The organism is Nocardia sp. NPDC005366 (genome assembly GCF_040606855.1).
Lineage (GTDB): Bacteria > Actinomycetota > Actinomycetes > Mycobacteriales > Mycobacteriaceae > Nocardia.
On the sequence record NZ_JBEXFQ010000040.1, the window covers coordinates 1 to 22316 of the forward strand.

Here is a 22316-nt window from a genome sequence, read left to right on the forward strand (position 1 = left end):
CGGGCGGGACCGGTCCGCACGCGGCGAGCGGGACCGCGGCGGCGCCGAGGCCCGCCGCGAACAGATGGCGGCGTCCCACCCCGCTCATCGCCGAGATCCCGCCTGCCGCGCCGTCATCGGTGTTCCGGTACGACGCGGCGGCCCCAGCGGCGGCGAACCAGCACGGTGACGACTCCGGTGAGCGTCGCGCCCGCGCCGGTCAGCGCGGTCAGGTCGGCGGTGACGCCGTCGATATTCGCCGCGGGCAATTCGACGCCCGCGACGGTGGCATCGCATTTCGACGCGACCGCGAGTGCGTCGGTGCCCGAAGCCGCGACGACGATGTGGTCGAACCGTGTCCTGGCCTCGGTCAGCACGGCGTCGAATCGCGCCGAGGCCAGCAGATCCGAGGTGCGCGGATCGGCGTCGCCGAGTGGGAGCAGCGAATAGGAGTGCTCGCCGGGCGCGAGTACCGCGTCGGCGAAGGCGGATTCGCCACGCAGGAGCGCGCCGAGCCCGCCGGTGGGCACGGAGGCGGTGTGCGGCGGGGCAGTATGCGGCGGGGCGGTGTGCGGCGGGGCGGTATGCGCGGTAGCGCCGCCGTTGCCGACCGGCGGCCTCGCCGGGATCTTGCGGAGATCGAGGACGGTCGTTTGCTGCGCCGCGTTCTCGAACAGCATCTCGCCGGAATCGGTGACACCGACGGCCACCGGTATCCCGGTGCCGGCCTGCCCGTTGTGCGCCTGCCAGTCGGACTGGCTGTCCGCGACACCCGAGGCGGCGTCGGACCGCACGACATCGGCGGCGGTGATGACGGTGCGCCCGGCCGAGGCATCGATCAGCAGCACCCGTTCCCCGGTCGCGGCGAACGTCTCCGCGAGCGCACCGGCCACATTCGGCGCGGGCCGAGGGCCGATGGCCGATATCAGCACGGCTTTCGCCTTCTCCGGCAGCAGGGCCCGCAGCGCGCGCAGTTCCTCGGTCTCCGATTCCGCGCCGGGAGTCACCGAACCCAGTATCGGTGCGAGCCCCTCCAGTTCGGCGGCGGTGCGCACCGTGCGGTCCAGCCGCTCCCAGACGAACGCGGCGGCGGCGCCGAGGACCAGCCCGGCGAGGATGCCGAGGGCGAGCGTGCGGCTGGACTGCGGTCCGCTCGGGTCGGTCGGGCGTTGCGCGCGATCGACCACGGCGACCCGGGCGGCGGGCGCGGCCGTGCGCTCGATGGTTTCCAGATCGTCCACCAGTGCGCGGAATTGCGAGACGACCTCGTCGGTCAGCACGCGCGCCCGCTCCGGATCGGCGTCGGTCACCGTCACCGTCAGCAGTGTGGTGGCGGGCGGGGCGTCGGCGGTGATCTTGCCCCGTACCTCGTCCCTCGACAGCCGCAGCCCGAGCTGCCCGATCACCCGATCCACCACGGCGTCACTGGAGACGAGTTCCAGGTAGGAGCGCACGCGCTGCTGCGCGGCCAGACCACCCTGGTACGAATCGGCGACCGATGTGCCGGTCGCCATCGAGATGTACATCGTGCTCGACGCGGCGTAGGTCTTCGGTGTCGACTGGATCTGGAACGCCGCGAGCGCGACCCCCAGCACGAGCCCGGCCAGCAGGACCGCCCAGCGTCGGCGCGCGATACGCAGATAGTCGACAAATCCCATTATTCGCTTCCTTTGCTTCCCACGGCCGCGGGCGCTGATAGCCCGGTCGGGGTCGTCCGTTCCCGATACCGTCGCCACTCGACCACCACCAGATAGGTGAGCCAGGCGAGGACGACGACCTGCAGATATTTCCCGAGAGTTTCCGCGCTGCCGAGCATTCCGCGTTCGAAGACCACGGGAACCTCGATCAGCGCGATGCCGAACATCACCGCCGTCAGATGTCGCGAGTACAGCGCTCGCGACCACCCGACGAGCAGCACGGCGGTGAACGCGACGCCGATCACGACGCCGGAGGTTCCGGCGATCACATAGCCCTCGTTCACATTGCCTTCGGCCAGTGATACCGAGACCTGACTCATATCCACCGACGCGCCGCGCACCTCGCTCGCCCACGCGGTGCCCGATTGCAGTTTCGGCTCCGACAGCAGTTGGCCGGGGATCATGCTGCGCGCGAGGTGGCCGACTACTTCACTCGGGGAAAGCCACGAGGACGGGCCGATGTAGTAGGCGTCGGTCGCGGCCTCGAGCAGATCGAACCGGCGCAGCAGACTCAGGAACGGGCGCACCGGCTCCGGGTAGGCGGAGTCGACGATCATCGCCTCGGCGCGCAGATAGGGCGTCGATTTCAGCGATTGCAGCCAGCCGAATCCCCCGACACCGGCGATCGAAACGACCCCGATGCCCGCGATCTTCGCCCGCGACCAGCCGGTGAGCGCGAACCGCACCGCGATCGCGAGAGCCGCGCCGAGCACCGGGGTCTTGGACTGGATCGCCGTGGTCCACCACAACTCGCCGAGCGTCAGGATGCCGAGCAGCAGCCCGGTGTTCACGGGGCGCTCGGACCTGAAGAAGACGATCAGCCCGATCGCGCCGAGGGTGGCGGGCATGGTCAGCAGGCTCAATATCGGCGACGCGCTCTGCACCTCGCCCGCGCCGCCCGCCGCGCCGGTGGCGACGGCGGCCAGCCTGGCCAGGGTGCCGAGTACGTAGAGCACGCCGAGGGTGGTCGTCAGATCCGGGTCGCCCGCGAGCACGGCGACGCGCGGTGTCCGATGCCGTCGCGCCCACAGCACATAGCCGAGCATCATCAGCGCGTACACGGACAGGCCGAAGGCCACCGGGCGCAGTACCTCGCCGATCGCCACGTCGTAGCCCAGGTCCGCCAGCCGCGGATCGGCCACGTTATCCCCGAAGCGCGGCGCGGGAAGGACCGCGAGAAGTACCACCGGGCGGGCCACGTACGACATCGCCCAGTACAGCGCCTGCGCGACGAGCAGTACCCGCAGCACGCCGGAGGTCAGCGCGGCGGCCACCACCATCGCGACCAATGCCGCGATGATGACGAGGATTTCGGGGTTGAGGGCGGGTACCGTCACGCCAGCACCGCGCGTTCAGTCCAGCGCACCGAGGATCTCCCTGGCTCGATCGGCGTAGCTGTGGCCGCCGTCGATGATTCTGCGGTAGCCGGCTTCGGCGATCTTGGCCACCTGATCCGGGTACAGCGTGCAGCGTTCGAGGATCTCGTCGAGTTCGTCGCGACTGGAGAACAGGTACGCCTCCGCGCCGTCTTCGAGCAATTCGGCGTGCTCGTCGGTGCGTTCGCCGACGAAAAGGCCACCAGCGGCAGGCACTTCGAAGGTGCGGCAGGTGTGGGTATCGCGGTTGTCGGAATTGAGCAGCACCAGATTCGCGGTCACCGACGCCACTGTCATCGAGAAATCCTCGCCGTACACCGGGCCCGCCACCTCGGCACGGGTGGTGCGCAACTGTCGCACCCGCCGCCAGCCCGGACCGCATACCAGCAACTGCGCGCCGTAGGTCCGTGCGAGCGAGACCATGCCGTCGCGGCGATCCGGCCTGCACGCCCCGATGAATCCGGCCAGGTACTGCCTGGTGGTGCGCCGGGCGCACGGATGGTGCCACGCGGGGTCGTAGGCACTGCGCACGAAGAGTGCCTCCTTCGCGCCGCGGGCGAGCAGTTCGGGCACATTGTGCCGTTTGGTGGTCACCACCAGATCCCACTGCGACTCGTTGGCGAGGTACGCCCGCGTGGTGTTCACCGGGTTGGCGACGTCGTCGGGACTGTAGTGCACGTGCAGCCGCGCCGGAATATCGAGCAGGCGACGCTGGTCGAGGTAGACCGATTTGAAGGCGAAGACGAGGTCGGGGTGGAGTTCGGACGCGGCGCGCTCGATGCGGGTGTGCACGTGCTCCACCGTCCACGGGGCCCGCTGCTCATGCGATTTGGCGTACATCCACGACGGCGAAAGACGTGGCGGCAGTGTCGCTGTGGTCGAGTCGACCATGATGACCTCGTGCCCGATTCGCCGAAAACCCTCGGCGAGCGAGCGGGCGTTACTTCCGAGCCAGTCGTCGCCGACGAAGAGAATCTTCATCGCGTCTCCCTTTCCGAGATCGAGCGCGCCGCGGCGCGCTCTCGCACGCGCAGTCCGCGCATGCGCGCGAGATACCAGAGCGCGACCGCGCATTCGGCGGCGACGATGCCGCCGACCAGGGTCCACACCGAATGGGTGCGCACCGCGAGCAGCAGCGCCACACCCGCGACGACCGTGCCGATCACCGCGCCGATCAGGACACCGACGGTGTCCTGCCGTACCGGGAGCACCGCGGTGGTTACGAACGAGGTCACCGTGGTCGCGGGCAGGATCAGCACCTCGAGCCGCAGCACCGCGACCGCGCCGTCGAATTCCTGGCCGAATACCAGCGTGACCACCGTCGGCGCGGCGAACCACAGGGCCGCGCACGCCACACCGGCCACGACGACACAGGCCGCGAGCGCGCGACTGGCATCGGGCCAGAACCGCTGCTCGCCGCTGCGCTTGGCCATGCGCGGCAGCAGCGCGAACCCGATCGGGTCCAGCATCGATTGCACCGCGCGCACCAGCCGGTCCGAGGCCGAATACAGGCCGAGCGACATCGCGTCGAGCACCGAACCGTAGACCGTGGCCGAACCCTGGCCGTAACTGGTCGTCATCAGCCTGCCGGCGACGACGGGCGCGGCCACCCGCAGCATCGCGAACACCTCGCGCGGCTTCGACGGCGGGCCGAAACCACGCCAGGTGTCCCACCAGGTCAGCAACACGCTGACGGTCGCGGACGCGAGCAGGCACAGCAGCGCGACCGTGGCGGTCGGCCAGTGCGGCAGCGCCACCAGCAGCAGACCGAGATAGGCCAGACGTGCCACCGCCTGGTAGACGGTCGACGCCCCGAACCGGCCCTGCCCGATCAGTACCCAGTCCTCCGACATCGCCCAGAAACCGCCGACGAACAGTCCGAGCAGGATCATGTGCAGATGTTCCGGCGCACCGGCGACCGTGCCGACGGCGAGCGCGAGCCCGAGTACGCCGAGCAGGGACGAGCGGATCGCGAGATATGTTCCGCGCGTGCGGTTCACCGAGTCCCGGCGCACTCCCGTCTCCTGGACCCGCGCCGCGAGGAAGGACGTGATCCCGAGATCGACGATCAGCGAGCCGAGGAAGTAGGACGACATGCCGATCGCCAGCAGACCCAGTCCCGACGCGCCGAGCACGCGCGCGATGATCGGCAGCGTCGCCACCGTCACCAGGTACTGGCCGTATTTGCCGAAACTCACGTACGCGATATCGCGCAGGACGCCGAGCAGTTCGCGAGTGCGGGTCGAACCGAATCCGGCCGGCGTACCCGGCGGCGTGCCGTCCCACAGGTCTACGGTGAGGACGGGAAGTTTCACCGTGGGCGGGTCGATGTACTGAACCGGCAGGACTTCGGTCGGCGGATCGTATTCGGGCGCGCGCAGCCCGTCCAGCGAGACCGGGTAGTAGCGGGGGCGGATCCGGATGGGAACCGTGCGTTCGGTGGGCAGGGTCATCGCGGCGCCGCCGAATCCGACGCGCGTCGCCGCAGCACGGTGTCGAGCAGACCGGTCACGGCCTCCGCGGTCGCCTCGATACCGAAGTCCGCGGCGCGCTCTCGCGCGGACGCGCCGAGCCGGGTGCGCAGCGCGGGGTCGGCGATGAGCCGGTCCAGCGCCGCGGCAAGGGCGGACACGTCCCCCGGCGCCACGAGCAGTCCGTCGCGGTCCCGGCGAACGATTTCGGTGGGACCGCCGGCGTCCGCCGCGACGACCGCGCAGCCCGCCCGCATCGCCTCCACGACGACCTGCCCGAACGGTTCGGCGGTCACCGAACAGTGCACCGCGATATCCGCCTCGGCGAATGCGGCGCTCGGATCGTCGACATGGCCGGTGAATTCGACCGGCACCGCGAGTTCGGCGGCGAGCCTTTCCAATTCGGCGCGGTAGTTCTGTTCGTCGAAGAAGGTGCCGCCGACGAATCGCACAGACAGGGGCCGCTGCCGCAGCAGCGCAAGGGCGCGCAACAGTACGTCCTGGCCCTTCCACGGGGTGAGTCTGCCGACCATGACGATCCGCACCGCCTCCGGGGCGGGCTGGGCGGCGCGCTCGACCGCGGGGCCCGGCTCGAGTCCCGGATAGGCGACGGTGTGGGGCCTGCCTCGGGTCAGCAGCGTCCGCAGGGTGGCACGGCTGTTGGCGACGACCCCTCGCGCCGCCAGCCAGCCGAGTACGCGCAGTCCGAATGCCAGTGGGCCGCCGAAATATTCACCGGAGATCCGGTCGTGTACCTGCCAGACGAGCGGCACCCCGGCGCGGCGCGCGGCGATCGCGCCCATGAGCAGCGCTTTGGTGCTCTGCGCGACCAGGACATCGGCCCCGGCGTCCGCGACGGCGGTGCCGAGGCCGCGACCGAGTCGCACCAATTCGGCGGCGCCGCGGATCAGGCGCAGCGGCCCCGACCCGGCGATGGTCAGTGATCGGCTGTCGAAGTCGTTGCGCCACACCGTCACCGGGATCCCCCGGCGGCGCAGTAGCGTGACAAGCGGTCCGTCCTCGGTGAGCAGCATCGACGCGTGCACCGCGTCACCGCGGTCGAGCGCGGTGAGCAGCCGCAGCGTCGCAAGTTCGGCCCCGGACGGCGCGGCGGTGTGGGTGAGGAACACGGCGGTGATCATCCGGTCAGCTCCCGGTACATGGCGACGTGCCGCTCGGCGGCGGCGGCCCAGGAGAAGGTTCGCGCGTGCGCGCGGCACCGTGCCGGATCGGGTATCTCTCCGTCCAGGGCGGCGGCGAGCCGTGCGGCCAGCGCCTCCGCGTCGCCGGACGCGACGATCAGCGACGGGTCGAGCGCGCGCACCGAATCCGGAAGTCCGCCACAGTCGGTCACGATGGGCGCGCGTCCGGCCGCGAGTGATTCCAGCGCGATCAGCCCGAAACCCTCCAACGCCACCGAGGGCACGACCGTGCATGCGGCCCTCGCGTACAACTGCGCGAGCCGGTCGTCGGTGGCCTTGCCCTCGAAGGTGACGGTGTCGCCGTAGGGGGCCGCCTGTTCGCGCAACGCCGCCTCGGCGGTGCCGGTGCCGACGATCACCAGCCGGGCCTCCGGGCGCGCCGCGACCACCGATGGCCAGCCGCGCAGCAGGACGTCGATCCCCATCCGATGCTCCAGCCTGCGCACGCACAGCACGACCGGCCCCGTTGCCGCGTGCTCGGCTTCGCGCGGACGAAAACGCGCCAGGTCGACGCCCGGCGGCAGCACCCGCACGGCCTCGGGCCGAATCCGGTACTCCGTGACGAGCAGGTCGCGGAAATGTTCGGAGAGCACCACGTAACGGTCGGCGCTCGCGGCCCGCGCTCGTTCGATCGCGAATTTGGCGCGGACGGCCAGCGCGCCGCTGCCCGCCATCCGGCTCTCGGCCGCCCACGGACCGTGGAAATGCACCACCAGCGGATGCCCGCCGCGCGCGGGTGGCCCGTACAGCGCGAAATGCCTGTCCAGGATCACCGGACCCGGCCTCGCGCGGTCGAGGTAGGCGGCGCGCGCCCGCCGCCAGGTCGACCCGCCGACCGGCCCCCAGGACCGCCCGCCCTCGGGCGGTGTGCCGAAGGCGGCGGCCGTGACCGCGACATCAGGCCGGGCGGCGAGCGCGCTGTAGAGATCGGTGAAGTAGCGGTTCAACCCGCCGGGCGCCGAGCCGAACCATTCCGACCCGGTCATATGGACCCGCAACGGCATATCGGATTCGGTCATCGCCGCCATCCTGTCAGCGCCAGCGCGGTGGCACGCACCCGCAGTCGATGCAGTGCCGTGCGCGCCAGGCGCATATCGCCGACGGCCACGTCCAGTGGCGAGAGCAGGCGCGGGCAATCGCGCGCGAGCCGGTGATGGAACCGCAGCAGTTCGGTGAGTTTGCTGAACGTCGAGGTCCGGCTGCACAGATTGAACGTGGAATCCCGCCATGCCGCGGCGACTTCGGTGAGTCCGTAGAACAGGCCGAACTGCCCGACACGGGCGAACAGGTCGACATCCATCGGGAAGACGAGGTCCCCGCGCAATCCGCCGACCCGGTCGAAATGCTCGCGACGGAACATCGCGGCGGCGGTCGGTCCGAAATCGGCGGGTCCGCGCCGCACGATGGTGCGGGCCAGCGACCGCGAACTGTGCACGCCGTGCAGGCCGGGCAGCCCGAGATCGGTTTCGACCAGCGAGCCGCATTCATCGATGACCTGGAATCGTGAGGAGCTGATCGCGAACGCGGGATCGCGCATCACCTCGAGCTGGGCGGTCAGCGAGCCCGGCAGCAGGATGTCATCGGCGCAGACCACTTTCACGAGGTCGCCGGTGGACAGCCGGATCGCCCTGTTCCAGTTGTCGCCGATCCGCAGGCTGGTCTCGTTGCGCTCCACTCGCAGCCGCGGGTCGTCGAAGGACGCGGCGATATCTCCCGTGGCGTCGGTGCTCGCGTTGTCGAGTACCAGCAGTTCGAAGTCGGCGTCCTGGCTCAGAATCGAGCGCAGGGTCGGCTCCAGCGTGCGTCCGGCCTCGTAGGCGGGGACACAGACCGAAAGGCTGACCACTTCCCCTCCTTTTCATGGGATAAGAATTAATTCAGCAATATGGCGGCAAATGATGTGAACTGTTGGTCGACGTGATGTGGAAACCATGCGCCGACATCACGTTTCGCGGGAGACCTCGGCGGGCGATCCGGCCTGGCAGAGGAGGAATCGCGTCCGACACGCCGAATCGGTGCGGCGGGAGTGTGCCGACCGCTCTTGCCGCGGTCGCGTCCCGGGAACTTTCATACTGCCCTCGTCATGTGGTGCCCTGTGCATTCCGAATAAAAAGTCGGCAGAGCAATAGAAAAGCTATCTTGAATTACCGGCGGTGAGAACCCGAATTCACCGCACGTGGTCGACCTCACATCGGTACCACCCCTACCTGTGGGCTATCGGATCGGCCGCTCCCCGGATATCGCGGACGGCTCGTCGATGATCCAGCGTCCGGCCAGTTCGGGATACATTTCCTCGACCTCGGTGCGCAGATCGGGGATCGTCAGCAGGACCCGGTCCGGGTCGGCCGCGACGAGTTCGAGCGGACCGATGATCGGCACATCCGTGCCGGGCATCCGTCTGCCCTGCTTGGCGGGGGAGGCGTCGGCCACCGCCGCCAGCAAACCTCGGTGCACACCCGCGCGGCACAGCAACGCCACCGCGCGAGAGGCCGCGCCGTAGGCGTAGACCGTCGACCCCTGCGCGGCAAGCTCTTCGAGCCGGTGGCGCAACGCGGCGGTGTTGCGGTCGGCCGCGTGTTGCAGTCCGCGCACGACGGCGGGATCGTCCATACCGGCCTCGCGCTCGAGCACGCGCCGCAGTGACTCCTCGTCGGCCCAGACGGGATCACCGACGGTGGCATCCTGGACGGTGGCATCCTGGACGGTGGCGTCATCGACGGCGGTGGCATCATCGACGGCGGTGGCATCGTGGACGGCGGCGATCAGCACCGTGCCGCCGTAGAGATCGAATTCCCACGCGGCCCGCGCCGACATACCGGCCGCGCGCAGCAATCCGCGCAGCACGGCCAGTGTGTAGTACGCGAAGTGACCGTGCCGCAAGGCATTCCACTGTTCTCCTGCCACGATGGTGTGCAGCGAATGGTACTGCACGAGCAGTACCCCTCCCGGCGCGGTGGCGGCGGCCCGTGCGGCGAACGCCGCGCGCTGATCCGGTTCGTGCATCAACCCGAAACTGTCGAGCACCACCTCGGCCGGACCCTCGGTGGGGGTGAAGCCGCGTTCGGCCAGCAGGCCCAGCCAGCTCCCGCCGTGCGGACTGCCGAATTCGCGCACCGTCCGCCCGCGCAGCAACCCCGCCGCCGCGACCAGGGCGACCGCGTCGGCGGCCTGCTCGCGCAGCGCGCGCGGCTCGAGGCCACGCGGCTCGGCGGTGTCGGTATCGTCTCGGCCGAGCTGGGCGAGCCCGCACGCGCGGCACTGCGTCATGGACAGCGGGTAGGCCGCCTCGTCCTGCCGAACCGGTGACAGCGCGGGCGGGAAATGATCGGCGGCGGGCATGCGGCCCAGGTCGAGCACGGTCTCCAGATCCCGGCCGCCGCACGCCCTGCATGCCGCCGCGACGACGGTCACAGGAGTGCGCTCCCGTGCGCCGGGGCCGATGCCACGGCGCGGTCGGTCCGACGCAGCTCGGCATCGATATCGCCGCGTTCCCCGAGTTCGCGCAGCCGGGCCAGGCGCACGAAACGTTCGGCGAAATCCGTTGCGGTGAGACCGCGGTCGCGGTACTCGGTGTAGAGCTCATCGGCCCCGTCCGCCACGCTCCATCGCGCCTCGAACCCGAGTTCGCGGCGGGCGGCGGCGAAATCGACGCGATACGAGCGCGGATCGGCCCCGGATTCCCCGGTGATCAGCACCCGCGCGCCCGGCACTACATCGGCGACCGCCTCGGCGATATCGGCGACGGTGAGATTGTTGGTCTCGGTGCCGATGTTGTAGGCCCGGCAGTGGATCGCCGCCGTCGGCGCTTCCAGGCAGACCGCGAACGCGCGCGCGATGTCCTCGGCGTGGACGAGCGGGCGCCACGGGGTCCCGTCGGAGAGCACCTTGACCACCCCGTCCAGCACCGCGTGACCGACGAGGTTGTTCAGCACGATATCGGCGCGCAGGCGCGGCGAGAATCCGAAAGCGGTGGCATTGCGCAGGAATACCGGGCTGAAACCGGAATCGGCCAGCGCCACCAGATCGTCCTCGACCCTGACCTTGCTCTGCGCGTAGGGGGTCAGCGGGCGCAGCGGGGCGCTCTCGTCCACCAGTCCGCTGCCCGCCGCGCCGTAGACCGAGCAGGTGGAGGCGTAGAGGAACCGGCCGACGCCCGCGTCCTTGGCCAGCCGGGCCAGCCGCACCGAGGCGTGGTGGTTGATGTCGTGGGTGACCTGCGGGACCAGCGCGCCGAGCGGATCGTTCGACAGCGCAGCCAGGTGGATCACCGCGTCGAATCCGGCCAGCTGAGCGGCGGTCACATCGCGCAGATCGGTCGCGATGCCGGGCGGATCCTGTGGCGCCGCGCCCAGCACGCAGTCGGCGAAATAGCCGATATCGAGACCGGTCACCTCGTGGCCGTGCGCGCGCAGGACCGGCACCATGACGGTGCCGAGATAGCCCTGATGGCCGGTGACGAGTACACGCATCCGCTACATTCCTCCGAACTCGATGACGGCCTTGTCGATCACGAAACCCTCCGCGTACGCGGCATGGCACTGCACCCCTCGGATTCGCGCCAGGCCGAGGAACGCCGCCTCGTCGAACCAGTCGCGGCCGACCTGCGAGGGATAGCACCGCATGAGCAGGCTCGCCTTCTCGGCCGCGATCTCCGGTGAAACCGGATGCAGGAGTTCCGGTTTCGGGGTGTCGGCCTCCCACTTCAGTATCTCGTATCCGAGGACGAGATGGTTACGGAACTCGGTCGGCACCAGTTCGGCGAGGGTGCGGTGATCCTGGTGGGCGTCGCCGCGCTGGGGCGCGAACACCACCTCGGGCTCGATGCCGCGGCCGAACGCGGCCACCGCGTCCTTGACCGCCGCCCAGTGCGCGGGGGCGCGTCCGTCCGGCACGTCGAGCACCGTCAGGTCCAGATCGGCGGTGCCGCAGAAAGCTTCCAGCGCCTCGCGTTCCTCCTCGGCGCGCGGGGTGTCGCCCCCCGACAGCACGAGCGCGCGGACCCGCAGGCCGGGATGGCGGCGGGTCAGGGTGAGCAGGGTCGCGCCCATGCCGATGGCGATATCGTCGCAGTGCGCGCCCAGTACCGCGATCTCGCGCAGCGGCGCGGTCGTCAGCGTGATCACGGCGCGGGCCGCTCCCACACCATCCACGGCCGCTCGCCACGGTGGTAGCCCGCGTCGAGTTCGGCTCGTTCCTTGAAGGTGTCGGCGGGTTTCCAGAATCCGAAGTGCTGGTAGCCGAGCAGTCGTCCCCGCGCGGCCAGCGCGCCGCAGGCGTCCTCCACCAGATCGCCGTCGGGCGGCAGATGATCGAAGATCTCCTGCGTGAGGACGAAGTATCCGCCGTTCTCCCAGATCGGGAGTTGGGCCACCGGCGTGATCTCCTTGATCTCGCCGTCCGGCCGCATCTCCACGCAGTGGAACGAGGACTGCGGCGGCACCACCATCATGGAGGCGGCGGCGCCGGACTCGCGGAGTCTGCCGACCATGTCGTCGAGCGGCGCGTCGGTGAGGACGTCGGAGTAGTTGGCCAGGAACATCTCGTCACCGTCGAGGTGCGGGCGCACCCGGCGCAGCCGTTCACCGATCGCCGATTCGACCCCGGTGTCGACGAGGGTGATCGTCCAGTCCGCGATATCGGAGCCGAGCAGTTCCACCGCTCCGCCGCGAATGACGAAATCGTTCGACATCGTCTCCTGGTAGGTGAGGAAGAAATTCTTGATGTGGTGGGCCCCGTACCCCAGGCACAGGATGAACTCCCGATGCCCGAAATGCGCGTAGTACCGCATGACGTGCCAGATCAGCGGGCGCGGGCCGACCATCTGCATCGGTTTGGGCACCACATCGGTATCGCTGTGGCGCATACGCATTCCATACCCGCCGCAGAACAGCACGACCTTCATACCGGGACGACCTCCACGACGTCGGGGCCGATGACGCTCGGGTCGATGACCCGCACGGTGGGCATCGGATAGACCAATCGCCCGCCCCACTCGCCGATATGACGCAGTTGTGCGGTGATCTCCGATTCCAGATTCCACGGCAGTACCACCACCACGTCGGGGCGGTCGGCGTCGATGCGCTCGGGCGGATGGATCGGGATGCGGGTGCCGGGGGTGTAGCGGCCGTGTTTGTACGGGTTGCGGTCCACCGTGTACTCGAGCAGATCGGGCCGGATGCCGCAGTAGTTCAGCAGCGTATTGCCCTTGCCGGGCGCTCCGTAGCCGACCACCCGTCGCCCGGCCGCGCGCTGTTCCAGCAGGAAGCGCAACAGATCCTGGCGCACGGTCTCGGCGCGGGTGCGCAGCGCCGCGTATCCCTCGATATCGTGCAGTCCCGCGGCTGCTTCTCGTGCGAGCAGTTCGGCCACCCGTTCGGTCGGTTCGGCCACCGCCCGCGGGCGCGCCCAGATCCGCAGCGATCCGCCGTGTGTGGGCAATTCGGTCACGTCGGCCACCGCCAGTCCGGCGCTCGCGAGCGCGCGCTGGGCCGACAGGAGCGTGTAGTACTGGAAATGCTCGTGATAGATCGTGTCGAACTGACCGTGTCGCACGAGATTCAGCGCGTGGTGCACCTCTATCGAGAGCCAGCCGTCCTCGGCGACCAGCGTCCGCAACGCCCGCGTGAAACCGCGCAGATCCGGGATGTGGGCGTAGACATTGTTCGCCACCACCAGGTCGGCGGGTCCGTGTTCGGCGCGCACCCTCGCCGCGAGCGCCTCGTCGAGGAAGGCGGTGACGGTGGGCACCCCGGCTTCGCGCGCGGCGGCACCGACGTTGACCGAGGGTTCGATGCCGAGGCAGCCGATACCGGCGTCGACCACACTGCGCAACAGGTAGCCGTCATTGCTGGCGACCTCGACCACGAACGAGTCCGCGGTGAGTCCGAGCCGGGTGATCGCCTCGTCGACGAAGGTCGCGGCGTGGCGGACCCAACTGTCGGAATAGGAGGAGAAATAGGCGTATTCGGTGAAGGTGTCCTCGGGGGTGATGAGCGCCGGTATCTGTAACAGCAGGCAGTCCGCGCAGACCCGCAGGTGCAGCGGATAGGTCTGTTCCGGCAGGTCGAGTTCGGCTGCGGACAGGAACTTCTCACACGGAGGTGTGGCTCCGAGGTCCACAACGCTCGACAACCGGACCGAGTCACACAAACGACAACGCACGCGGCTCCACTCGAAAACTCAACCGATATCGGCGGCGCCCCGAAGTCCGAGAAGCTGACTCCTCTGCCGACCGGGAAAAATTAGCATCCGCGCGCCGCGATTGCGAGTCGGAGGGTCTCCGAATTCATCGATCCCCGGGTGAACAGCATGTTCTCAGTTACCGCAGGACGGTCCCGCGCGCGGGGATCGGACGCGGGGGATGATCTTGCCGACGCCTCATGTTGTCCGCACGTACCCGATCTGTGTGTACCGAAACTCGCCGTCATTGTGAGCTGCCTCCCATCACTTGTGCGGAACCGGCGCGGAGAGCAATACTTTCGCAACAGATCGGCCCGGCTTCGAATCGTCTCCGCACAACGTCGCCGGACGTGCTGCCCAAGGGATTTCCGCGACGCCTCGCGGGCCGCGGAAAAATGCGACGGTTCAAGTTTCGAGCAGGTGCTTCTCATGGTTTTCGAGCTGGCTGTCCCCAGTGGCGCGGTCGGCTCGCGCCCGCACGTCGCCCGTCCCGGCGAACGGGGCGACTGGCGCACCAACTACCTGCGCCGCATCGTCGTCACCGACGTCATCGTGGTGGCGGTATCGGTGTTGTTCGCCCAGTTGTTCGCCCTCGGCACCTCCTCCCCTCGGCCGCTGGTCTGGGATCCAGCGCTCGACCTCCCCAACACCGTGCTCTCGGTGGGCATCGTGGTGGCCTGGTCCATCCTGCTCGGCTGGAAAGACTCCCGCTCCAGGGGCACGGTCGGCGCGGGCGGTGCGGAGTATCGACGCCTGGTCTCCGCGACATTGCATCTGTTCGGGCTGATCGCGATCGTCTCGCTGGCGCTGCGGGTCGAGGCGACCTACGACTATCTCACCGTCGCGCTGCCGCTCGGCCTGGCCGGTCTGGCGGCGACCCGGATGATGTGGCGCGGCCATACCGCCAGGAGCCGAGCCCTCGGCCGCTATCGACATTCGGTGCTCGTGGTGGGCGGACCCGACGCGGCGCGCGCCATCGCCGCCGCGTTCTCGCGCGATCACCTGCACGGCTATGACGTGGTCGGAGTGTGCACCGCGACCGGTCCCGATCCGGGCGCACCCGCGACGATCCGGGTCGGCGACCGGGAGATCCCGGTGGCGGGTGACGACCGTTCGGTCGTGCGCGCGGCCCGTCGCACCGGCGCGGACACCGTCGTCGTGATGGCGACCGACCGGCTCGGCCCGCACGATATCCGCCGCCTGGCCTGGGATCTCGACACCGTTGGCGCCGAGCTCATCGTCGCGCCCGGCGTCATGGACATCTCGGGTACCAGGATGTCGAGTCAACTGCTGGCCGGTATGCCGATGCTGCATATCGAGAAGCCCCGATACGATCGCGCGCTCTCGTTGAGCAAGGCCGTTTTCGACATCTGCTTCGCATCGCTCGCGCTGACCCTGATCGCACCCGCGCTGCTGGTCGTCGCCGTCGTCGTGAAACTCACCAGCAAAGGTCCGGTCTTCTACCTTTCAGAGCGAATCGGTATGGACGGCAAACCTTTCCGGATGATCAAATTCCGGAGTATGTACGTGCACGCGGACCGCGAGATCGCCGCGCTGATCGCGGGTAACGGCGGCAATCCGTTGTTCTTCAAACTCGAGAACGATCCACGGGTCACCCCGGTCGGCCGGTTCCTGCGCAAATACAGCGTCGATGAACTTCCGCAGTTCTTCAACGTGCTGCGCCGCGACATGAGCGTGGTCGGCCCCCGCCCGCAGGTGCGCCGCGAGGTGCGTTCCTACAACGGCGTTACCCGCAGGCGTCTGCTGGTCCGGCCGGGCGTCACCGGCCTATGGCAGGTCAGCGGCCGTTCCGATCTGGCTCCGGAGGAATCGGTCGAACTCGATCTGTCCTATGTCGAGAACTGGTCCATGCTGCTGGATCTGCGGATCATCGCCAAGACCGTGCGGGCCGTCGCCGAGGGAGACGGCGCGTACTGAGCGGGCGGTGTTCCTGCGCGGTGCTGTAGCAATAATGGTATCGAGCGTGGAGGTCACGCTCGTCGCCCACACCAGGAGGAACGATGAGCCAGGCCACGCCGGCGCGGAGATTGCGGAAGAAGAAGTTCGCCGAATTGGCGCCGTGGCAGCAGACTGTCGTTCTGGTTCTCGCGAGCGTGCAGTTGTCGTTGGCGGCGACGGCGTGGGCGGATCTGGCGATGCGTCCGGCCGAGAAGGTCAACGGCAGCAAAGTGAAGTGGGCCTTCGTGATTGCCGTGAACTTCTTCGGGCCGATCCGCTACTTCCGCGAGGGCCGCCGCGACTGAGGCTGCCGGTGGTTCACGGGCAGGGAGGAGCAGGCGCGGTGTCCATGGGTCCGGGCGAGGTCTTCGCCGGGTATCGCATCGTCCGGCGAATAGGTTCCGGCGGTATGGGTGCGGTGTACCTGGCCGAGCATCCGCGGTTGCCGCGCAGGGACGCGGTGAAGATCCTCGACTCCGGACTCGCCGCCGACGCGGAGTTCAGGGCGCGCTTCGAGCGGGAGGCCGAACTCGCCGCGCGGCTCGAACATCCGAATGTGGTGTCGATCTACGACAGGGGCGCCGAAGGCGACCTGCTCTGGATCGCCATGCGCTATGTCGACGGTGTCGACGCGGCCGAATTGATCAGGCGGGGCCCCGCGGCGCTGCCGCCGCACCGGACGGTGCGCATCATCGAGGCAGCCGCGCGCGGCCTGGACGCGGCGCATCGCGGCGGACTGCTGCACCGTGATGTGAAACCGGCCAATATCCTGGTCTCCGCCGCCGACGACGGGTCGGACACGGTTCGCATCACCGATTTCGGCATCGCCAGATCGCTCGACGCCTCCGGTTCGCTCACCACCGCGGGATCGGTGCCTGCCACCTTCGCCTACGCCGCACCGGAACAACTCTGCGGAGCCCCGCTCGACCACCGTGTCGACGTCTACGCACTCGGCTGCACGCTATACGAAATGCTTACCGGCAGCGTACCTTTCGGTCGACGAGCGCCGGGCGCGACAATTCACGCGCACCTGAACGAGCCGCCACCGCGACCCTCGCTGGCCGACCCCCGGCTGCCTGTCGCCCTCGACGAGGTCGTCGCACGGGCCATGGCGAAGAATCCGGCGCACCGATACGGCAGTTGCGGTGAGCTGGCGGCAGCGGCGATCCGCGCGCTCGACGGGCCGCGGATCCCGAACACGCCAGATCGCCCGCCGACGCCGAGTCCGCCGCCGCCCCCCGTCGGACGCCGCCTCCGTCCCGCGTTGATCGCGCTGTCGGCGCTGGTGGTCGTGGCGGTGATCGCCGCCGCCGTCGTCGTGCGGGCGGTCACCGGATCGCCGAGTTCTCCCGTCGCGGGCCCGATCTCATCGACCCCGGCGCCGTCATCGGCGTCGGCGGCTTCCTCTCCGGCACCGACCACCCCGGCGGCGTCGCCGTGGGGCGCCGCGTCTTTCGTCGTCGACATCTTCCCGCGTCTGCTGCCGAGCGATCCCGAGGGCACCGGATACCAGGGGATGCGGTGCGCGGTCAACGACGACGCCGGTTCGTGGCTGCACTGTCCCGCCGCCGACGACGGCGGTATCAATGTCAATGTCCGGTGTGATCCGCTGAAGCGGGCGAGAACCTATTCCCCCGACACCTCCGGACGCGCGCAAGTGCGCGAGCAGCGGTGGGTGCGAACCTCGGGCAGCGGTACGGTCCGATGGTCGATCGACAGTATCGCCGGTTTCGGGTTGCTGGAAGTAGCGTTCGATGATCGGTCCAGGAATTTCTGCACCGTCGCCGCGTCGGGCGGGAGCAGCGGCCAGGATCTCTTCGACCGATGGTGGGTCGGCGCGCCGATCTGAGCTGGGACAGGACGAACTATGGTGCTGCGGAGCGGGACGGTATTCGCCGGATACCGGATCGAGCGGACGATCGGTGCGGGCGGAATGGGTGTGGTGTACCTGGCCCGCCATCCTCGGCTACCACGCTCGGTCGCCCTCAAAGTACTCGACACCTCCGTCGGCGCGGATCCGGAATTCCGCACGCGTTTCGAACGGGAGGCCGAACTGGCCGTCCGACTTGATCATCCGAATATCGTGGAGATCTACGACCGGGGCAGCGAGGACGACGCGCTGTGGATCTCGATGCGGTATGTCGCGGGCTCCGACGTCTCCCATCTGATCGCCGGGGGTCGCCGGACGCTGCCGTTGCCGCGCATCGCGGCGATCATCACGCAGGCCGCGGCGGGGCTCGACGCCGCCCATCGGCGCGGACTGCTCCATCGCGACGTCAAACCCGCCAATATCCTCGTCGGAGTCGACTCCGACGGGCGCGACCAGATATTCGTCACCGATTTCGGGATCGCGCGCAGCCGAGACGACAGCACCGGTCTGACCGCGGCGGGCGCGCTGATCGCGACCCTCGGCTACGCCGCGCCCGAGCAGATCCGCGGTGAGACCGTCGACCATCGGGCCGATATCTACGCGCTGGGCGCGTCGCTGTACCAGATGCTCACCGGCACATTGCCATTCATCCGCACCTCGCCCGCGGCGGTATTGCACGCGCATCTGGCCGAACCGCCGCCGCGACCGTCGCGGTCCGATCCGTCGCTGCCGCCCGCGCTCGACGAGGTCGTCGCGACCGCGATGGCCAAATACCCTGCCGAACGCTATGACAGTTGCGGGGCCTTCGCCGCCGCCGTGACGCGGGCGCTCACCCCGCCACCGCCGCCGCCCCCGGACGTACGACCCCCGGTTGTCACCCCCGCGCCGCCGCCCGCGGGGCGCCGCCGGTCCCGTGCCGTCGCCGCCGCGATCGGCGCGTCGGTCGTACTCGGGGTGGTCGCGCTCGCGGTCGCGATCACCACCGGGCTGGGAAACACTGTGTCCGGCAGTGGGATTCCCGTCTCGGACCCGCCGACCGCCGCGTCCGTCACCGCCTCGCCGCCGTCGGTGACGACCACCGCCCCGAAGGTCACAGCATGGGGACGAGATAACGAACTCGTCGCGCTGTTTCCGGCCCTGCTGCCCGCCGCGCCCGCCGATTCCGGCTACCAGGGTGCGCGTTGCACCGACCTGAACGTCCTCAACAATGGGGGAGCGCCCGCGCTCGAATGCACGCAGGACAACGGAATCCACTACTACGTATGGTCTTTCCGCCGCGGAGATCCGCGTCGCGATTCGACCTTCCAGACCAATATCGACAACGACACCACCCGCGAGACGGCCTGGACCCGTCCGTCCGGTTCCGGCAAGGTGCGGTGGAGCTACTATCCGGGCGGCAATACCGGATTGCTCACCCTGCGTTTCGACGATCCGGACCGCGCCTGGGCGATCATCGATGTCAACTGGGATCACCACACCGGGCAGGAGATCTACGACCAGTGGTGGAACACCGCGCCGCTGTGATCGGACTACCGGTTCCGGCCGTAGGTCCGGACCAGCCGGGCCCGAACGTATTCCAGCTCCGGAATCAGATCGAACTCGTCGGGGAATACCGTCCATCGGTAGGCGACCGCGAATATCGCCGTGGCGATATCGGCCGCCGCGCGTTCGATATCGATATCGGCGCGGACCGATCCGTCCCGAATCCCGTCGCGCAGGCCCGCCTCGACCCCGCCGGTTCCGTGCCGCAGGTAACTCCGCACGCGGGGGCGAAGGCCTGAGGTGGTTTTGACCGCCTCGAACGCCGCGATGAACATCCCGCGCAGGAAGTCGGGATCTTCGCCGTGGAGTTGGGCGACGCGGTCGAAATGGGCGACGGCGCGCTCGAGTCCGGTGGCGTCCGGCCGCGGATCGGGCGCGAGCCGTTCGACGTAGTCGTCGCGGAAGAAGGTTTCGAGTACGGCGTCCTTGCTGCCGTAGCGGGCGTGGACCATGGCGCGGCTGTAACCGGCGCGCCTGCCGATCTCGGCGGCCGTCGTCGCTTCCCATCCCTTTTCGGCGATCAATTCGAACGCCGCTCGGACCAGTCGGCGGTTGGAGATCTCGACGCGCTCCGGCTGCGTCAGTCGTGGGGTCGGCGAAGGCACCCTTGCGATATTAGACGCTCGACAACTAACTTATTTGACGAGTGTCAACTACTTCACATGGAAGGCCGCTCATGACGCAGGCCACATTCCCAGTTCCCTCGGTTGTCGGCGGGTTCGCCGTCGGGGAAGTCGCCCGATGAGTCCGCGCGTACTCGATGAACTGGGCTACTACCTGCTGGCGGGCGCGGGCGGTGCGGGTCCGCGGACCCTGGTCGACGAGGCCCGCCGGGGTGAGGAACTCGGCTTCGGCACCGCGTTCATCTCCGAACGCTGGAATGTCAAAGAGGCGGCCTCGCTGGTGGGTGCTGCGTGCGCGGTCACCGAGCGCATGCGGATCGCCACCGCCGCGACCAATCACAACACCCGCCATCCGCTCATCACCGGATCATGGGCGACGACCATGCACCGGCTGTCCGGCGGACGGTTCACCCTCGGCATCGGGCGCGGCGTCGCGGCCATGTACGCCGCGTTCGGCGTGCCCGCGGTGACCACGGCCCAGATGGAGGATTTCGCGCAGGTGATGCGCAGGCTGTGGCGCGGGGAGGTCATCATCGGCCACGACGGACCGATCGGCAGATACCAGATGCTCTTCCTCGATCCGGATTTCGACGAGGATATCCGCCTCGGTCTCGTCGCCTTCGGTCCCCGGTCGCTCGCCCTCGGCGGCAGAGCCTTCGACGACGTCATCCTGCACACCTATTTCACCCCCGACACGCTGCGCCGCAGTGTGGACATCGTGAAGAAGGCGGCCGAGCAGGCGGGCCGCGACCCCGACGCCGTGCGGGTGTGGTCGTGTCTGGCGACCGTCGGCGATCATCTTCCCGAGGAATTGCGGCTGAAGAAGACCGTCGCGCGCCTGGCGACCTATCTCCAGGGCTACGGCGATCTACTCGTCCGAACCAATGACTGGGATCCCGCTGTCCTGCAACGTTTCCGGGCCGACCCGGTCGTCACCGCGATTCCGGGCGGCATCGACCACAAGGCATCGACGGAACAGATCGAGCATATCGCCACGCTCCTGCCCGAGGAATGGCTGGAACCCTCGGCCACCGGCTCCGCCGCGCGCTGCGTGGGGCGGATCCGCCACGAATTCGACTACGGCGCAGACGCGGTGATCCTGCACGGCTGCACCCCCGACGAACTCGAACCGATCGTCACCGCCTATCGCGAGCGAGCGGTCGGCCCATGACACGAGCCCCGGCCGCCGTATCGCCGATCCATCGCGCCGCCAGGCGCTTCGAGAGAATGTGAGCGCCATGACCGCACCCGCGACGATTCCGCGCCGACCCGACGACGTGACCGGTGCGTGGCTGTCCGCCGCGTTGAGCACCGCCGACACCGCGGTGACCATCGGCGATGTCGACGTCCAACCGGTCGGCACCGGCCAGACCGGCGCGACGTACCGCGTCACGCCGACCTACCTTTCCGATCCGGGCGACCTGCCCGCCACATTCGTGATCAAACTTCCCGTACTCGATGACGCGGTGCGGGCCGGGGTCGTGCTCGGGTACGTGAGCGAGGTCGCGTTCTACGCGAAAGCGGCGGCGGGCCTGAGTGTGCCGACCCCGCGCTGTTACTTCAGCGCCATCAACGACGACGGGAGCGAATTCGCCCTGCTGCTCGCCGATCTGACCCCCGCGGTGCAGGGCGACCAGCTGGCAGGGTGCGGCGCCGACGACGCGGAATTGGCGGTCACCGCACTGGCCGGTCTGCACGGGCCGAGTTGGTGTGATCCCCACTGGCTTTCGCTCACCGAATGCGCGATGCCCAAACCGGGGGATATCGGCGCGTCCGAAGGGCTCGGCGAGATCTCCCGGATGGCCGCCGACATCGTCCTGGACAAACTCGGTCAACGGCTCGCCGTCGGCGACCGCGAGACTCTCACCGCCGCCATGCGACTCGTCACGCCGTGGCTGCTGGACAAGCGGGAACGGTTCTCGCTCATGCACGGTGACTACCGGCTGGACAATCTGCTGTTCGACGCGGGCATGGGCGCGGTGAGCGTGGTCGACTGGCAGACCATGGGCGTCGGGCTGCCCGCTCGCGATCTCGCCTATTTCCTCGGTACCAGCCTGCTTCCCGACGCGCGGCGCGAGAGCGAAGCCGATCTCGTCGACCGCTACCACGACGCGCTGCTGGAGTACGGGATCACCGGGTACGACCGGCAAACATGTTGGCAGGATTACCGATTCGGCATGTTGCAGGTGCCGTTGATCTCGACGCTCGGTTGCGCGTTCGCCTCGACCACCGAGCGCGGTGACGAGATGATGGCAGTCATGCTGCGCCGTGGGTGCGAGGCGATCCGCGATCTCGGCACGCTCGACCTCATCCGCCCTCATTGAGCACACCGACTTACGGCATTCTCGGTGTCGTCGGATATCGAGTACCAGCCTTCCGGCACCGACTTGCCCTCCGGTACCGACAGCACCGAGACCG

General features: G+C 68.9%; 19 protein-coding genes. 6 read left to right on the plus strand and 13 right to left on the minus strand.

The genetic code is table 11. The features are described from left to right. Positions 1–113: 113 nt before the first annotated feature. The 12 genes from ABZS43_RS31605 to ABZS43_RS31660 all read right to left on the minus strand — a co-directional run bounded on the left by ABZS43_RS31605 (position 114) and on the right by ABZS43_RS31660 (position 13886). Complete coding sequence (locus tag ABZS43_RS31605; RefSeq protein WP_355039649.1) at positions 114–1637, minus strand: hypothetical protein; 1524 nt, start codon at positions 1635–1637, stop codon at positions 114–116. Then, positions 1637–3013, minus strand: coding sequence for a hypothetical protein (locus tag ABZS43_RS31610; protein ID WP_355039650.1), 1377 nt, complete (start codon positions 3011–3013; stop codon positions 1637–1639). Before ABZS43_RS31610 ends, ABZS43_RS31605 begins: the two co-directional genes overlap by 1 nt. Before the next feature lie 15 nt (positions 3014–3028). Further along, on the minus strand, positions 3029–4033 hold the full coding sequence (locus ABZS43_RS31615; protein WP_355039651.1) for a glycosyltransferase: 1005 nt from the start codon (positions 4031–4033) through the stop codon (positions 3029–3031). Then, positions 4030–5505: a lipopolysaccharide biosynthesis protein gene (locus ABZS43_RS31620; RefSeq protein ID WP_355039652.1), complete on the minus strand. Its 1476-nt coding sequence runs from the start codon at positions 5503–5505 to the stop codon at positions 4030–4032. The genes ABZS43_RS31615 and ABZS43_RS31620 overlap by 4 nt, the downstream gene beginning before the upstream one ends. Further along, positions 5502–6665, minus strand: coding sequence for a glycosyltransferase family 4 protein (locus ABZS43_RS31625; RefSeq protein WP_355039653.1), 1164 nt, complete (start codon positions 6663–6665; stop codon positions 5502–5504). The genes ABZS43_RS31620 and ABZS43_RS31625 overlap by 4 nt, the downstream gene beginning before the upstream one ends. Further along, the gene (locus ABZS43_RS31630) at positions 6662–7711 is read right to left on the minus strand and encodes a glycosyltransferase family 4 protein (protein ID WP_355039686.1); all 1050 of its coding nucleotides are present in this window, start codon (positions 7709–7711) and stop codon (positions 6662–6664) included. Before ABZS43_RS31630 ends, ABZS43_RS31625 begins: the two co-directional genes overlap by 4 nt. 29 nt (positions 7712–7740) lie before the next feature. Next, on the minus strand, positions 7741–8571 hold the full coding sequence (locus ABZS43_RS31635; RefSeq protein WP_355039654.1) for a glycosyltransferase family 2 protein: 831 nt from the start codon (positions 8569–8571) through the stop codon (positions 7741–7743). Positions 8572–8939: 368 nt separating this feature from the next. After that, on the minus strand, positions 8940–10136 hold the full coding sequence (locus ABZS43_RS31640) for a methyltransferase domain-containing protein (RefSeq protein WP_355039655.1): 1197 nt from the start codon (positions 10134–10136) through the stop codon (positions 8940–8942). Beyond that, positions 10133–11194: an SDR family oxidoreductase gene (locus ABZS43_RS31645; RefSeq protein ID WP_355039656.1), complete on the minus strand. Its 1062-nt coding sequence runs from the start codon at positions 11192–11194 to the stop codon at positions 10133–10135. Before ABZS43_RS31645 ends, ABZS43_RS31640 begins: the two co-directional genes overlap by 4 nt. Positions 11195–11197: 3 nt before the next feature. After that, positions 11198–11848 carry a PIG-L family deacetylase gene (locus ABZS43_RS31650; RefSeq protein WP_355039657.1) on the minus strand — a complete coding sequence of 217 codons (651 nt, stop codon included), beginning with the start codon at positions 11846–11848 and terminating at the stop codon, positions 11198–11200. Then, positions 11845–12627: a glucose-1-phosphate cytidylyltransferase gene (locus ABZS43_RS31655; protein WP_355039658.1), complete on the minus strand. Its 783-nt coding sequence runs from the start codon at positions 12625–12627 to the stop codon at positions 11845–11847. Before ABZS43_RS31655 ends, ABZS43_RS31650 begins: the two co-directional genes overlap by 4 nt. Beyond that, a complete protein-coding gene (locus tag ABZS43_RS31660) occupies positions 12624–13886 on the minus strand; it encodes a class I SAM-dependent methyltransferase (RefSeq protein WP_355039659.1) in 1263 nt (420 codons plus the stop codon). Before ABZS43_RS31660 ends, ABZS43_RS31655 begins: the two co-directional genes overlap by 4 nt. A 447-nt stretch (positions 13887–14333) precedes the next feature. Here ABZS43_RS31660 and ABZS43_RS31665 point away from each other — a divergent pair, with 447 nt between their 5' ends. From ABZS43_RS31665 to ABZS43_RS31680, 4 genes are all read left to right on the plus strand, one after another. After that, a complete protein-coding gene (locus tag ABZS43_RS31665) occupies positions 14334–15842 on the plus strand; it encodes a sugar transferase (protein ID WP_355039660.1) in 1509 nt (502 codons plus the stop codon). A gap of 83 nt (positions 15843–15925) precedes the next feature. Continuing rightward, positions 15926–16168, plus strand: coding sequence for a hypothetical protein (locus ABZS43_RS31670; protein ID WP_355039661.1), 243 nt, complete (start codon positions 15926–15928; stop codon positions 16166–16168). Positions 16169–16212: 44 nt separating this feature from the next. Then, on the plus strand, positions 16213–17712 hold the full coding sequence (locus ABZS43_RS31675) for a serine/threonine-protein kinase (RefSeq protein ID WP_355039687.1): 1500 nt from the start codon (positions 16213–16215) through the stop codon (positions 17710–17712). An 18-nt stretch (positions 17713–17730) separates the two neighbouring features. Next, positions 17731–19257 (plus strand): serine/threonine-protein kinase, encoded by a 1527-nt coding sequence (locus ABZS43_RS31680; protein WP_355039662.1) that lies wholly within the window; start codon positions 17731–17733, stop codon positions 19255–19257. A gap of 5 nt (positions 19258–19262) precedes the next feature. Here ABZS43_RS31680 and ABZS43_RS31685 read toward each other — a convergent pair whose 3' ends face one another. Continuing rightward, positions 19263–19880 (minus strand): helix-turn-helix domain-containing protein, encoded by a 618-nt coding sequence (locus ABZS43_RS31685; protein ID WP_355039663.1) that lies wholly within the window; start codon positions 19878–19880, stop codon positions 19263–19265. Positions 19881–20016: 136 nt separating this feature from the next. On the opposite strand from ABZS43_RS31685, the gene ABZS43_RS31690 reads away from it, so the two are divergent. Continuing rightward, on the plus strand, positions 20017–21069 hold the full coding sequence (locus tag ABZS43_RS31690) for a TIGR03857 family LLM class F420-dependent oxidoreductase (protein ID WP_355039664.1): 1053 nt from the start codon (positions 20017–20019) through the stop codon (positions 21067–21069). A 67-nt stretch (positions 21070–21136) separates the two neighbouring features. Then, entirely contained in the window at positions 21137–22222 is a 1086-nt protein-coding gene (locus ABZS43_RS31695; protein ID WP_355039665.1) for an aminoglycoside phosphotransferase family protein, read from the plus strand. The last annotated feature ends 94 nt before the right edge of the window (positions 22223–22316 follow it).

Coding starts and splice junctions, on each gene's coding strand:
- ABZS43_RS31675 (WP_355039687.1), top strand. CDS start 16,213: ATGGGTCCGGGCGAGGTCTTCGCCGGGTATCGCATCGTCCGGCGAATA.
- ABZS43_RS31630 (WP_355039686.1), bottom strand. CDS start 7,711: ATGACCGGGTCGGAATGGTTCGGCTCGGCGCCCGGCGGGTTGAACCGC.
- ABZS43_RS31605 (WP_355039649.1), bottom strand. CDS start 1,637: ATGGGATTTGTCGACTATCTGCGTATCGCGCGCCGACGCTGGGCGGTC.
- ABZS43_RS31695 (WP_355039665.1), top strand. CDS start 21,137: ATGACCGCACCCGCGACGATTCCGCGCCGACCCGACGACGTGACCGGT.
- ABZS43_RS31670 (WP_355039661.1), top strand. CDS start 15,926: ATGAGCCAGGCCACGCCGGCGCGGAGATTGCGGAAGAAGAAGTTCGCC.
- ABZS43_RS31680 (WP_355039662.1), top strand. CDS start 17,731: ATGGTGCTGCGGAGCGGGACGGTATTCGCCGGATACCGGATCGAGCGG.
- ABZS43_RS31655 (WP_355039658.1), bottom strand. CDS start 12,627: ATGAAGGTCGTGCTGTTCTGCGGCGGGTATGGAATGCGTATGCGCCAC.
- ABZS43_RS31645 (WP_355039656.1), bottom strand. CDS start 11,194: ATGCGTGTACTCGTCACCGGCCATCAGGGCTATCTCGGCACCGTCATG.
- ABZS43_RS31690 (WP_355039664.1), top strand. CDS start 20,017: ATGAGTCCGCGCGTACTCGATGAACTGGGCTACTACCTGCTGGCGGGC.
- ABZS43_RS31625 (WP_355039653.1), bottom strand. CDS start 6,665: ATGATCACCGCCGTGTTCCTCACCCACACCGCCGCGCCGTCCGGGGCC.
- ABZS43_RS31665 (WP_355039660.1), top strand. CDS start 14,334: ATGGTTTTCGAGCTGGCTGTCCCCAGTGGCGCGGTCGGCTCGCGCCCG.
- ABZS43_RS31620 (WP_355039652.1), bottom strand. CDS start 5,505: ATGACCCTGCCCACCGAACGCACGGTTCCCATCCGGATCCGCCCCCGC.
- ABZS43_RS31615 (WP_355039651.1), bottom strand. CDS start 4,033: ATGAAGATTCTCTTCGTCGGCGACGACTGGCTCGGAAGTAACGCCCGC.